General features: G+C 68.7%; 7 protein-coding genes. 5 read left to right on the top strand and 2 right to left on the bottom strand.

Annotated elements, in window-relative coordinates; all coding sequences use genetic code 11:
* The first annotated feature begins 619 nt into the window (after positions 1–619).
* Positions 620–3,937, top strand: coding sequence for an autotransporter domain-containing protein (locus tag KIP89_RS11130; RefSeq protein WP_250152411.1), 3,318 nt, complete (start codon positions 620–622; stop codon positions 3,935–3,937).
* Between the two features lie 140 nt (positions 3,938–4,077).
* On the top strand, positions 4,078–4,884 hold the full coding sequence (locus tag KIP89_RS11125; RefSeq protein ID WP_213755517.1) for a DeoR/GlpR family DNA-binding transcription regulator: 807 nt from the start codon (positions 4,078–4,080) through the stop codon (positions 4,882–4,884).
* A gap of 31 nt (positions 4,885–4,915) precedes the next feature.
* Here the strand turns inward: KIP89_RS11125 and KIP89_RS11120 are convergent, their stop codons facing one another.
* A complete protein-coding gene (locus KIP89_RS11120) occupies positions 4,916–5,926 on the bottom strand; it encodes a LacI family DNA-binding transcriptional regulator (protein ID WP_213755516.1) in 1,011 nt (336 codons plus the stop codon).
* A 184-nt stretch (positions 5,927–6,110) separates the two neighbouring features.
* Here KIP89_RS11120 and ptsP point away from each other — a divergent pair, with 184 nt between their 5' ends.
* From ptsP to KIP89_RS11105, 3 genes are read left to right on the top strand one after another with little or no spacing between them, the layout of a single operon-like run.
* On the top strand, positions 6,111–8,648 hold the full coding sequence (ptsP, locus tag KIP89_RS11115) for a phosphoenolpyruvate--protein phosphotransferase (RefSeq protein WP_250152410.1): 2,538 nt from the start codon (positions 6,111–6,113) through the stop codon (positions 8,646–8,648).
* Positions 8,645–9,640, top strand: coding sequence for a 1-phosphofructokinase (gene pfkB / locus KIP89_RS11110; protein WP_213755515.1), 996 nt, complete (start codon positions 8,645–8,647; stop codon positions 9,638–9,640). The genes ptsP and pfkB overlap by 4 nt, the downstream gene beginning before the upstream one ends.
* Positions 9,641–9,683: 43 nt before the next feature.
* The gene (locus tag KIP89_RS11105; RefSeq protein WP_213755514.1) at positions 9,684–11,420 is read left to right on the top strand and encodes a fructose-specific PTS transporter subunit EIIC; all 1,737 of its coding nucleotides are present in this window, start codon (positions 9,684–9,686) and stop codon (positions 11,418–11,420) included.
* An 85-nt stretch (positions 11,421–11,505) separates the two neighbouring features.
* Here the strand turns inward: KIP89_RS11105 and KIP89_RS11100 are convergent, their stop codons facing one another.
* Positions 11,506–13,182, bottom strand: coding sequence for a methyl-accepting chemotaxis protein (locus KIP89_RS11100; RefSeq protein WP_213755513.1), 1,677 nt, complete (start codon positions 13,180–13,182; stop codon positions 11,506–11,508).
* Positions 13,183–13,742: the final 560 nt, after the last annotated feature.

Genomic DNA, 13,742 nt, shown 5'->3' with positions numbered 1-13,742 from the left:
GACGCCCTGCGGGCTCGATCACCGCGAATAATCTCAAAATGTTCTTTTTGTAACACTACTGATCGTTTTTGACATTTCGCCCCGCCCAAATGGGCGCCAGACCACCCGATTATCCGCCGTCCCGCGCCTCGACCGCGTCACGACCCGCTCCGCTGGGCACGGGGCCTGAACAAGGACGGGCACAGGAGGGCAGCGCGGCAAACTGGCGGGCGTTGAGCGCGGCCGGAAAATCCCGTCGGCAAAAAATTCTTCAAAATCATATATATAGTCGATGTAAATCGGCTGCCGGCCGGCGACCTGGCGCATCCGCCAGGCTCGAACAACATCGTCCCTTGGCGCGCACGCCCTGAGCCAGACCATCGGCAACACCGCCTCACCGCGTCAAACCACACGCCGCGCGGCACACAACAAAAAATGTAATTTAAGCGACATATTCATCTGTCAAAGCAACGTTCCGCAACACAGGGCCGACCGAAATCCCGGAGCAACCCGCGCTCCAGGGACCCGGTCGCGGCAATTCCGGGCGGATGGGGACTGCATGATGACTATCAGGAAGACTCGACATCGACGTGACTTCAGCCTCGCCACGATCACCTCGCGGCTCCTGTGCGGTGCCGCCATGACCGTTCTCGGGACAGTAGCCGTCCACGCGCAAGACGGCACGCTCCGCATCCTGACGCTGAATACCTGGGGCGATCAGTACAGGTCCGATCTGAGCGTCACCTCGGATTTCTTCATCAACGGCAATTACGACATCATCGCCCTGCAGGAATCGCGCACCAATACGGCCTACATTCCCGGCCTCGCGCAGATCATGGGAGACGCGGGCCTCGGCACCTATACGGGCACCCAAATCAGCGATGTCAGCGTGCTGAGCCGTCTGTCCGGGACGTTCGGCGCCAGCACGCTCGGCGACGCGGTCGCCTATCAGAAGCTGGACGCGCAGAACGGCGTTCCGCAGACCATCGTCGGCTCGGTCCACCTCAATTACTATGACGAGCCCAACGCACGCCTCAACGAGGTCAAGGGCTTCAACAGCTGGGCCGCCAGTTCGGACACGCCGATCATTCTCGTCGGCGATTTCAATGCCGGCGACGTCTCCGAGCGCGGCCTGCACAATGCCGCCCAGCAATCCTACCTCTATGCCCGCACGATCATCGACAGCGGCAGCTCGGCGCTGTGGAAGCAGCTGGCGGCGGAATACACACCGGACGGCAAGACCAGCGAATACGAGGCCTATGCCGCCGCGATGAAGGCCACCGACCTCAACGGCCAGGCGCATTACCGCAATGTGATACAGGCCTATTTCGACGCCCACCGCGACGAGTTTCCCGGCAAGACCAGCATTTCGCAGCTGAGCTGGCGGCAGTGGGAAACGATCGTCGCCAAGGACATGGCGCAGAGCGGCATCACCTTCGAGGACGAGACCTATCCGGTGGCGTCCAACGCGCCGGTGACCATGAACGTGCTCAAGAAGCAGTACATGCTGCTGACCACGCCGGCGGAACGCGAGCCTTTCGCGCCGCATGAGCTGAACGACGGCACGACGACGTGGCCCTCCGCCGGCGAGGACGCCACCAACACCTGGACGAGCTGGGATCGCGTCACGATCGACCACTTCATGGTCTCCCGCCCGTTCGGCAAATGGTACACCATCGTCGACGATCCGAACGATGCCTATACGGGCGTGCTCGACGAGGTCGGCTTCATCAATGACGGCAGCGCGCCGCTGGCCGACCATGAGCCGGTCGCCCATACGCTGAAATGGATCGGCCCCGCGCTCGTGACCTATAGCGAGACGGTGGACAATGCGGCGGTCGAGAAGACCCGCCTGGTCTGGGGCAAGGCGGCGCCGGTGTTCGGTGACAGCAAGGAATTCTACCTGACGCGCAACAATATGCGCACGGATGTCTATCTCGGGCAGATCGCCGATGAGAACGGCAACCCCATCCTCACCGACCTGACGCTTGAGGAGAAGAAGACCCTGCTCGATTGCACGAGCACCGATCCGCGCTTCCAGCAGGCGATCGTCGATTACTGCATCGACGACCACAGCTTCATCGGCGAGACGCTTGTCACCGATGGCGGCACGGTCATCGTCGACGAGGACGCCGCGCTCGGCACCTCGGCGGCAAGCCTGCACCTCGACAATGGCACGCTGCGCATCGCCGGCACGAACATGACGCTGCTCGACCGCGCCGTCGTGCTGGAAGCCGGTGGCGGCGGGATCGATGTCGCCGATGCCGGGAATGCGGTGGCCATTGCCCGCGCCATCTCCGGTACGGGCAGCCTCACCAAGCTGGGTGCGGGCGCGCTCGGGCTGTTCGGCCAGAACACCTATACCGGCGAGACCCGTGTCGAAGACGGCCTGCTGGTGATCAACGGGTCGATCGCGACTTCCGCACTCACCACGGTGCTGGACGGCGGCGCGCTCGGCGGCACGGGCACGGTCGGCACTCTGCGCGTCGCCGCCGGCGGCACGCTGGCGCCGGGCCAATCCATCGGCACGCTCAATGTGGCCGGCAATCTGACCTTCGCCGCCGGCTCGATCTATCAGGTCGAGGCGAATGATGCCGGCGAGAGCGACAGCGTCGCCGTCTCCGGCACCGCCATCATCGAGGGCGGCAGCGTCGTCGGCATCGCCGCGGGCGGCACGTACCGGCCGCAGACCGCCTACACCATCCTGACTGCCGCCGGCGGCATCCAGGGCTCCTTCGACGCGGCTACCTCAAGCCTCGCCTTCCTCGACCCGAACCTGAGCTATGGCGCCACGTCTATCCAGTTCACCCTGGAGCGCAACGACACCGCCTTCGATCAGGTCGGCTATACCCGCAACCAGCAGGCGGCCGCGCGCGGCGCCGAGAGCCTCGGCTATGGCAACAGCCTGTACGACGCCATCGTCATGCAGGATGCCGGAACGGCCCGCGCGATCTTCACGCAAGTCGCGGGCGAGGTCCACGCCTCGACCTATGGCGTGATGGTCGACAACAGCCGCTTCGTGCGCGAGGCGATGGACGACCGGCTGCGCGCGGCCGGCGGCGACACGCTGCTCACCGACATGGCGGTTGCCGGGCTCGACGCCAATGGCGCCCGTCCCGTTGCGGCCGACACCGAAGGTCTCGCCTTGTGGATGCGCGGCTTCGGCTCCTGGCGCGAGGCGGACGGCGACGGCAATGCTTCCGGCCTGTCCAGCAATACGGGCGGCGTGTTCGGCGGCGCGGACGCCACGCTGGCCGGCAACTGGCGGGTGGGCGTGCTCGCCGGCTACAGCCAGACCTCGGTCAGCCTTGATGATCTGGCCGCCAGCGCCGACAGCGACAACGTCCATCTCGGCCTCTATGCCGGCACGCGTATCGGCCCTGTCGGCCTGCGCGCCGGCACCGCCTACACCTGGCACAGCATCGACAGCACCCGCTCGGTCAACATCCCCTCCATCAGCGATCAGCTGACGGCGGATTACGATGCCGGCACGACGCAGGCCTTCGCCGAGCTGGGATACCGGTTCGAGAACGAGAAGGGCATGCTCGAACCCTTCGTGAACCTCGCTTATGTCCATTTCAGCAACGACGCCTTCACCGAGCAGGGCGGGGTGACCGCGCTGGACGGCAGCAGTTCCGACCTCGACACCTTCTTCACCACGCTGGGCCTGCGCGCGTCCACCAGCTTCAACCTCGGCAAGACGCGGACCGTGCTGCACGGCACCGTCGGCTGGCAGCACGCCTCGGGCGATATCACGCCGGAAGCCACCCTCGCCTTTGCCGGTGGCGACGTGTTCTCGGTCGCCGGCACGCCGATCGCCGAGGATGTCGCCGTGCTCGGCGCGCGGATCGAGTTCGTCGCAACGGAAAATGCGACGATCAGCATCGGTTATGATGGACAGTTAGGCGCGGGACAGAGCGACAATGGCTTGACCGGCACGCTGAGCGTCAGGTTCTGACGCCTTCGCCCCGCACTCATCACCGGCCGGCCGAGACGCGCATGTCCCGGCCGGCCCCGACCTGTCTCGACCCATGCCGCGTCCCGATGGACGCGGCATGGGTCGATGGCTATTTTGGTGCCGTGTTTTCGAGAGCCGAGATGCATATTCGCGACGATGAACGAGACGATGAGGGAAAGAAGGCGCGGCGCCGCGCGTTTCTCGTGCAGTATCTCGAACAGAACCGGTACATCTCGATCGAGGAAATCGCCAGCCGCTTCGCCGTGACCACCCAGACCGCGCGGCGGGACATCGTCGCGCTTGAGCTGGAGGGCAAGGTTCGCCGGCTGCATGGCGGCGCGGTGGCCTCGACGCCGATCGATCCGACCGTCTATCGCCAGCGCCGCATTGCCAATGCGCAGGCCAAGGACGCCATCGGCGCCGCCGTCGCCCGCCTCGTCCCCGACAACGCCTCCGTCTTCCTCGACACCGGCACCACCTGCGAGGCCGTCGCCCGCGCGCTCATCGACCACAAGGCGCTGCGCGTCGTCACCTATAGCCTGCGCGTCGCCTCGACGCTGAGCGACCGCACGGACTTCACCATCGCCATGCCCGGCGGCTTTGTCCGGCAGGTGGATGGCGGCGTGTTCAGCCAGGCCTCGGCCGAGTTCATCCAGGCTTTCAAGTTTGATTTCGTGGTCATCTCGGTGAGCGGCATCGACGAGGATGGCGATATTGGCGACGACGACTATGCCGAAGTCGCCGCCGTGCGGGCCGCCATGATGCAGGCCGGGCGGGTGATCCTGGCGATCGACAGCAGCAAGTTCGGCCGCCGCGGGCTGGTGCGGCTGGGCTCGCTGGAGGACATCGACCTTCTCGTCACCGAGGCGGCGCCGGTGGGCGATCTGGCCCGCGTGGCCGAGAAGATGGGCGTCGAGCTTCACCTGGCCCGGCTGGAACTGGCCTGAGCCGGCAGGCCGCGCTGTCCCGGCCGCGCCGTTACAGCGGCTCCTTGAAACGAGCCCGCGTCAGAGCGTGCGTCGAGGCGCGCTCGATCAGGGTGCCCGAGAGCATCACGGTCCGCGTCGGGGCGGTCGGTGTTTTCAGCCGCTGGAACAGCAGGGCCATGGCCTCGCGCCCGAAGGTCTCCACCGGCTGCTCGATCACGGTGAGGCCAGGCTCCACCAGATCGGTCCAGGCCTCGTTATCGAAGCCGGCAATCGCCAGCTCGCGCGGGATGGAAAGCCCCAGCCGGCGCGCCGCGCGGAACAGGCCGAGCAGGAACAGCCCGTTGCTGACGATGATCGCCTCCGGCCGCTCGGCCTCGGCGAGCCAGGCGAGCGCGGCGTCCTCCGCCGCCGGCGCCAGCGGCGCGATCATCCGCGCGTCGGGGATCAGCCCATGCGCGCTCATGCCGGCAACATAGCCGGCTTCGCGCTCGATGCCGGTGGTGCTGGTGGAGCCGAACAGACCGCCGATCCGGCGATAGCCGCGCTCGACCAGATGATCGACCAGCCGGGCGCTGGCCCCGCGATTGTCCAGCACCACCGTGTCGAACTCCCCGCTCGCGGCGGCACGGTCGATCAGCACGACCGGATAGTCGAAATCCTGCGCCCGCAATCCGCCGATCGTCGCCCGCGTCGGCGCGAAGATCAGGCCGGTCACGCGCTCCTCCTGCATGAGGCGCATATACAGTGCCTCGCGCTCGGGATCCTCACCGGTATTGCACAGGATGACACGCATGCCGGCGCGGTAGGCGGCGTCCTCGACGGCGCGGCTCACGGCGGTGAAGAACGGGTTGCGGATATCGGCGACGATCAGGCCGATGGTCTGGCTGCGCTGCGAGCGCAGGCGCCGGGCCGACAGGTTCGGCCGATAGCCGGTCGCCTTCACCGCCGCCTCGACCTGCCGGCGCACCTCCGCGCTCACCGGCCCCTTCCCCAGAGCGCGCGAGACGGTGGAAACGGAAACGCCCGCGAGGCGAGCGACGTCCTTGATATTGGCCGTCATGCGTTGAGAACGATTTCACACTGGGGCCACCAGCTTAGGCGGTTTCTGGTTCCGATCAAGAGATCATGCACCGGCGGGGTCGGCCTGAAACCCGCCTGTAATGCCAGAATCGCCCCAAAATCCTTTTGACAAGCAGTGTGGAAACGTTACCACTTCACGCAAAGAAAATTCTGGGAGGATGACAATGTCCATCGCCGCCGCCCGAATGATGCTGCCTGCCGGCAGCGAGCTTCTGCCCATCACGATGATTCGCCTCGGCGCCCGCCCGGCGGACAAGGCCGCCGCCATCGCGGAGGCCGCCCAGATGCTGGTCGCCGCCGGCTATGTCGATGCCGGTTATGCGCAGAGCATGGCGCGGCGCGAGGCGGTGGCGAACACCTTCCTCGGCAGCGGCGTCGCCATTCCGCACGGCCTCGGCGAGGACCGCCATATGGTCCGCAAGAATGGCCTCGCCATCGTCCAGATACCGGACGGGGTGACGTGGAACGAGGACCAGACCGCCCATCTCGTGGTCGCCATCGCCGCCCAGTCCGATACGCACATCACCGTGCTGCGCCGGCTCACCCGCCTGCTTCAGGACAGCGAACTGCTCGCCCGCCTCGCCACCACGGACGACGCCGCGCTGATCGCCCAGGCGCTTGGTTCGGATGAACCCGCAGAAGCCGCGCCGGCGCAGGCCGCCACCGATTTCGCCTCCTCCTTCGACTGGACGGTGGATTACCCCACCGGCCTGCACGCCCGCCCGGCGAGCGCCTGGGTCGAGACCGCCCGCCGTTTCGCCGCCCCGATGCGCGTGCGCAACGGCAACGCCGCCGCCGATCCGAAGAACCTCATCGCCCTGCTGCAACTCGGCCTGCGGGCCGGCGAACAGGTGACCATCTCCGCCGAGGGCGCGGACGCCGAGGCGGCGCTTGCCGCGCTGCGTGCCACCATCACCAGCCTCAGCGCGCAGGAAAAGGCGGACGCCGCGCTTGCCGCCAGCCGCGCCAAGCAGGCCGCCCGCCCCGGCTGGACACCGCCTGGGGCGCTCTCCAGCATCAGCGGGGCCGCCGCCGCGCCGGGCCTCGCCATCGGCCGGCTGCATGTCATCAGCGCCACGACCGAGACGATCGAGGATCGGCCGATCCCGCTCGTGGACGGCGCCGCCCTGCTGCAGGAGGCGCTGACCCACACCCGCCAGCAGCTTCAGGCGCTGGCCGACGACACCGCCCGCCGCCTCGGCGCGACGGATGCCGGCATCTTCAAAGCGCAGGCCGAACTGCTGGGCGACACCGACCTCATCACCCAGACCTGCCAGCTCATGGTCGAGGGCCATGGCGTCGCCTGGGCCTGGCACGCCACCATCGAGCGCGTCGCCGAACAACTCGCCGGCGTCGGCAATCCCGTGCTCGCCGCCCGCGCGGCCGATCTGCGTGATGTCGGGCGCCGCGTGCTCGGCCATATCGACCCGGCGCTGAAAGCGCGTTCGCTGCGCGATCTGCCGGACGAACCCTGCATTCTCGTCGCCGTGGACCTGTCCCCCTCCGACACGGCGGGGCTCGATCCTTCCCGCGTCATCGGCATCGCCACCGCGCAGGGGGGACCGACCTCGCACACCGCCATCCTTGCCCGCACGCTCGGCGTGCCGGCGCTGGTCGGCGGCGGGGCGGCGCTGTTCGACCTCACGGGCGGCACGCTGGCCATTCTCGATGGGCAGGCCGGCCGGCTCTATCTCCAGCCCGACGAGGCCGATCTCGCCTCGGCCCGCACATTCGAGGCCGCCCGCGCCGCCGAGCGCGCCCGCGAGGAGGAAGCCCGCGCCCTGCCGGCCCGCACCACCGATGGCACCGAGATCAGCATCGGCGCCAATATCAACCTGCCGGATCAGGCCGCCTTCGCGCTCGCGCAAGGGGCGGAAGGCGTCGGGCTGATGCGCACCGAATTCCTGTTCCTCGAGCGCAGCGCGACGCCGAGCGAGGACGAGCAGTACGCGATCTACCGCGCCATGTCGCAGGCGCTGGGCGGGCGCCAGCTCATCGTCCGCGCGCTGGATATCGGCGGCGACAAGCAGGTCGCCCATCTCGATCTGCCGCATGAGGAAAACCCGTTCCTCGGCGTGCGCGGCGCCCGCCTCCTGCTGCGCCGGCCGGATCTGCTGGAGCCGCAGCTGCGCGCGCTGTATCGCGCGGCCAAGGACGGTGCCGAGATCCTCATCATGTTCCCGATGATCACCTCGCTCGGCGAATTGCTCGCTTTGCGCCAGATCAGCGAGCGCATCCGCGAGGAGCTGGACGCCCCCATTGTGCCGCTCGGCATCATGATCGAGGTGCCGGCCGCTGCCATCCAGGCGGAATCGCTGGCGCGCCACGCCGATTTCTTCTCCATCGGCACCAATGATCTCACCCAGTACACCCTCGCCATCGACCGGCAGAACCCGCAGCTCGCCCCCGAGGTCGACAGCCTCCACCCGGCGGTGCTGCGCCTCATCAAGGCGACGGTGGACGGCGCCCGCGTGCATGGCCGCTGGGTCGGCGTGTGCGGCGGCATTGCCGGCGAGCCCTTCGGCGCGGCGCTGCTGGCCGGGCTCGGCTGTAGCGAGCTTTCCATGACCCCGCGCGAGGTGCCCGGCGTCAAGGCGCGGCTGCGTGCCAGTTCCATGGCGGACCTCAAAGCGTTGGCCGAGAAGGCGCTGGCTTGCGAGAGCGGCGAGGACGTGCGCGCGCTGGACGGGGACCGGCCATGAGCGCGCCCTCGCCCGTCGATGTCGTCACCCTCACCCTCAACCCTGCCATCGACCAGACGGTGACGCTGGACCATTTGCGGCCCGGCCACGTCCACCGTGCCGGCTCGGTGCGGTACGATGCCGGCGGCAAGGGGGTGAATGTCGCTTCCTGCCTCGCCGATTGGGGGCTCACGGTCGCGGCGGCCGGCCTGCTCGGTGCCGCCAATGCCGCGCCCTTCGAGGCGCTGTTCGCCGCCAAGGGCATTGCCGACCGCTTCCGGCGGGTGCCGGGCGAGACCCGCACCAACATCAAGCTGCTGGACCGCAGCAGCGGCGAGACCACCGACGTCAATCTGCCGGGCTTTCCGGCCGAGACGAGCGCGCTCGCCGAGGTCGAGGCCGATCTCACCCGGCTCGCCCGCCCGGACGGGCTGGTGGTGCTGTCCGGCAGCCTGCCGGAAGGCGCACCGGCCGATACCTATGCCCGTCTGGTGAAACATTTGCGGGAGGCCGGCGCGCGGGTGGTGCTGGACACCAGCGGCCTGCCGCTGACCCATGCGCTGGCCGGCGCGCCGCCCACCCTGGTCAAGCCGAACCGGCGCGAGCTGGAAGTCTGGGCCGGGCGCCCGCTCGATGACCGGGCCGACCTTCTCGCCGTGGCGCAGCGACTCTGCGCCGCCGGCATCGACCTCGTGGTGGTCTCGCTCGGCGCGGATGGCGCGCTGTTCGTCACCACCGACGAGGCCCTGCACGCGGCGGCCGGCGAGGTGACGGGCGGCAGTTCGGTCGGCGCCGGCGACGCCATGGTCGCCGGTCTGGTCGCCGGCCTGCATGAGGGGCTCGGCCTCGGCGAGATCGCGCGGCGCGCCACCGCCTTCGCCGTCGGCAAGCTCGGCCTGCCCGGCCCGAACCTGCCTGCGTCAGCCGCTCTCCACGCTATTGCGGCGCGGGTCGCCGTCCAGCCCGCCGACGCCTGGGCGGCAAGCCCCGCCGTCACCGATCACGCCATTTAATCAACGACGCCGCTCGGGCACAGACCCGACGGGGAGGAAAACCATGACCGCTTTCATCGCCGTGGTCGGCTCGGGAGAGACGACCGTTCACGCCACGCTGGCCGCCGAAGCCCTGCGCAAGGCCGCGCGCGGCCTCGGCAAGGCCCTGTCCGTCGAGCTGCGCGGCACGCCCGCGCGCCTCTCCGCCAATGACATCGCCGGCGCCAGCGCGGTGCTGCTCGTCGGCTCCGGCGACCTCGACGAGGCCCGCTTCGGCGCGCTGCCGCGCTCCACCGAGACGGTGCAGAACGTGCTGGCCGACCCGGAGGCCGTCATCACCCGCCTCACCGGCGAGGCCCCGGCAGCCGGCAGCGTTCCGGTCGCCGCGCCCGCAACACCCGGCGCGAGCAGCGGCAGGATCGTCGCCATCACCTCCTGCCCCACCGGCATCGCCCACACCTTCATGGCGGCGGAAGGGTTGCAGAACGCGGCCAAGGCGCTCGGCCACGCCATCCGCGTGGAGACGCAGGGCTCGGTCGGCGCGCAGGATGCCCTCACCCCTGAGGAAATCGCCGCCGCCGATCTCGTCATCATCGCCGCCGACAAGGTGGTGGAGCTGTCGCGCTTTGGTGGCAAGCGGGTGTTCCAGTCGCCGACCAAGCCGGCGATCACCGACGGCAAGAATCTGATCCGCCGCGCCTTCGAGGAAGCCCGCCTCCAGTCCGCCCCCGGCGAGGGCAACCTTGCCGACGCCGCGGCCGCGGCCAAGGCCGAGCGCGCGGTGAAGACCGGCCCCTACAAGCATTTGATGACCGGCGTGTCCTTCATGCTGCCCTTCGTGGTGGCCGGCGGCCTGCTCATCGCCATCGCCTTCGCGCTCGGCGGCATCTACGCCTATGACGACGCGCATAAGGGCACGCTGGCCTATGACCTGTTCCAGATCGGCGCCAAGGGCGCGTTCACCCTCATGGTGCCGGTGCTGGCGGGCTATATCGCCTTCTCCATCGCCGACCGGCCGGGCCTCGCGCCGGGCATGATCGGCGGCATGGTGGCGGCCAATCTCGGCGCCGGATTCCTCGGCGGCATCGTCGCCGGCTTCATCGCCGGCTATGGCACCGAGTTCCTCAACCGCTCGATCAAGCTGCCGCGCAATCTCGCCGGGCTGAAGCCGGTGCTGATCCTGCCGATCCTCGGCACGCTGCTGACCGGGCTGCTGATGATCTATGTGGTGGGCGGCCCCACCGCGCAATTGCTCGCCGCCGTCACCGAATGGCTGCGCGGCATGCAGGGCACCAGCGCCATCATCCTCGGCATCATCATCGGCGGCATGATGGCCTTCGACATGGGCGGGCCGATCAACAAGGCGGCCTACGCCTTCTCCACCGGCCTGATCGCCAGCGAGGTCTACACGCCGATGGCCGCCGCCATGGTGGCCGGCATGACGCCGCCGCTGGGCCTCGCGCTTGCCGCCCAGCTGTTTCCCGAGCGGTTTACCGTGGAGGAGCGCGAAGCGCGCAGCGCCGCCTCGGTGCTCGGCCTCGCCTTCGTCACCGAGGGTGCGATTCCCTTCGCCGCGCGCGATCCGCTGCGCGTCATCCCCTCGCTGGTGGTCGGCTCGGCGGTGGCCGGGGCGATCTCCATGGCGATCGGCGCCGAACTGCGCGTGCCCCATGGCGGCATCTTCGTGCTGCCGATCCCCAATGCGGTGAGCCATCTCGGCGGCTATGTCGTCGCCCTGATCGCCGGTACGCTGGTGACGACCGCCATGCTGCGCGTGCTGAAGAAGCCCGTCGCCGTCTGAGGCCGTTCACGCAGGGGCGGCCGCATGATGCGGTCCCCCTGTCTCCCCGCCCCCTGTCTTTCCGATTAGCGGGTCGCGCCACGGATCACGCGGCGCGCACATTCTCCACGAAGCTGCGCACCTCGACCTGCAGCGCGCTGGCGGTCCGCGACAGCCCCTGGACGGCGGTGAGAACCTGCGCCGCGCCGCTGCCGGTTTCCGCCGCGTTGCGGTCCACGGTCTCGATGCGGGTCGACACCTGCTCGGTTTCCTGAGCGGCATCGCGCACATTGCGGGCGATCTCCTGGGTCGCGGCCTGCTGTTCCTCCGCCGCCGCCGCAACCGCCGCCGCCGCCTCATGCATCCGCTTGATGGCATCGCCGATGGTCTGGATCTTATCCACCACGCTGCCGGCCACGCCCTGCAACTGGGCGATCTGGGTGGAAATCTCGCCGGTGGCCGAGGCGGTCTGGCTGGCGAGCTGCTTCACTTCGGTCGCCACGACCGCGAAGCCCTTGCCGGCCTCCCCGGCGCGCGCCGCCTCGATGGTGGCGTTCAACGCCAGCAGGTTGGTCTGGGAGGCAATATCGGAAATGAGTTTGACGATGTCGCCGATGCGCTGCGCATCCTCCGCCAGACGCTGCACCTCGGCATCCGCGGCGGTGACCTGATTGACCGCGGCAGAAGCGAGGTCCGACGCCTGACCGATGCGGGCGCCGATCTCGCTCGCGCTCGCGGCGAGCTCCTCCGTCGCGCTGGCCACGGTTTCCACGCTGCTGGCGGTCTGGGTGGCGGAGCCCGCCAGAATGCGCGTTTCATCGCTGGTGCGCGCCGCCGTGCCGGACATCCGGTTGGCGGTGCTCTCAAGCTGCACGGCCGCCGAGGATTGCGCATCGACGAACTGGCCGACCTTCGCCTCGAACGACGCGGCAATGTCGTGCATGATCCGCTTGCGTTCGGCGGCGGCGTCCGCCTCGCGCGTGGCCGCCTCGGTCTCAAAGGCGTTGCGCTCGACCAGCCCCTGCCGGAACACGGCGACGGCATGGATCATGCGGCCGATCTCGTCCTTGCGCTGGCCATCCGGCAGAACCGCGTCGAGGTCGCCGGCGGCGATCCGGCCCATCGCATCGGTGAGGCGCCGCACCGGGCGCACCACGCCGCCATTCGCCACGGCGAGGCTGAGAAGCACGCCGATCACGATCGCGGCGCCGGCCGCCCCGGCCTGGATCATCGCCGCCGCGCCGGCGGTCGCGGCCGCCTCCTCGCGCAGCTGTCCCGCGCGGGTGGCGGAATAGGTGGTGTAGGCCTTCACCTTGGTGGTGACGATCTTCTGCGCCGCAAGGCAGCTATCGAGGCTAGCCTTGATGGGATCGGCGGTGCCGGCCTGGGCGACCGCCAGAAGCGTGTCGATGCTGGTGAAATAGTCTTTCAGAGCCGTTCGCACCTCGCCGATGAGGGCGATCTCGGTGTCGTCGGCCGCGGCTTCGAGCACCGGCAGGCGGGCCAGCATTTCCTTTTGCCGGCTTTGCGACTCGCCCGTGAGGCCCGCCACCAGACCGGGGTCCAGCGCGACCTGATAGGTCATGCGGCTGATCGCGATAATGTCGATGCGCAGGTCCATCGCCTCCCGGGAGGCGCGCTCGGAGGTGGCGACCGTGCTCATGGTCGCGCTCAGCCCAGAGATGGTTCGCCAGCCCACCCCGGCGACAATGATCGCCGCCAGGCCCATGACGGCAACGATAAGCAGGATCTTGCCCAATATGGGCAGGTTCTTCAGGGACATTGCGGGCTCCATGCCGGCCGGAAGGGCCGAGCCCGCCCGCCGCACCGTTCGGGACATTGATGTGGCGCCAATGATGACCGGCGTGGCTTGCACGGGCCTTTCGCAAGGAGGCCAGGCACTCCGTCACCACGCGCCCGCCGCCCGAGTCACCCTCGCTTGAACCCGACACATAATCCTTTGCCGGCTTCGCGCTGCATGTCTTGGAGAGAAACCGGCGTCACCGGAAGCTGGCCGAGGGGACCGCCTGCGCCCGGCGCCTTCTGACACACGCCTTCTGACACCCGCCTTGTGCCGCGATGTCGGCGCCCGGCTTGTGTGTGCTGGTCGGGATTGTTGGGGGATTGAATGGGCCGGCGGCTTGGGCGCGCGGGCCTTCTGTGCGGCGGCGGTTCGGCTCGGCTGCGGGCGTCCCCGCGCCCGCGCGCTGTCGTCCTGCAACGCAGAACGCCGCCCGGCATTTCTGCGCGGGCGGCGTTCTGTTTGTTTTGCGAAGAAGCTTTTGCTGTGTTTTGCAGGCCTGGCAGCGACCTACTCTCCCAGGTCTTAAGACATAGTACCAT

Source organism: Ancylobacter radicis (genome assembly GCF_018449475.1).
GTDB lineage: Bacteria > Pseudomonadota > Alphaproteobacteria > Rhizobiales > Xanthobacteraceae > Ancylobacter > Ancylobacter radicis.
Note: the sequence above shows the minus strand (reverse complement) of the source record. Positions and strands in the feature narration are given on the sequence as shown.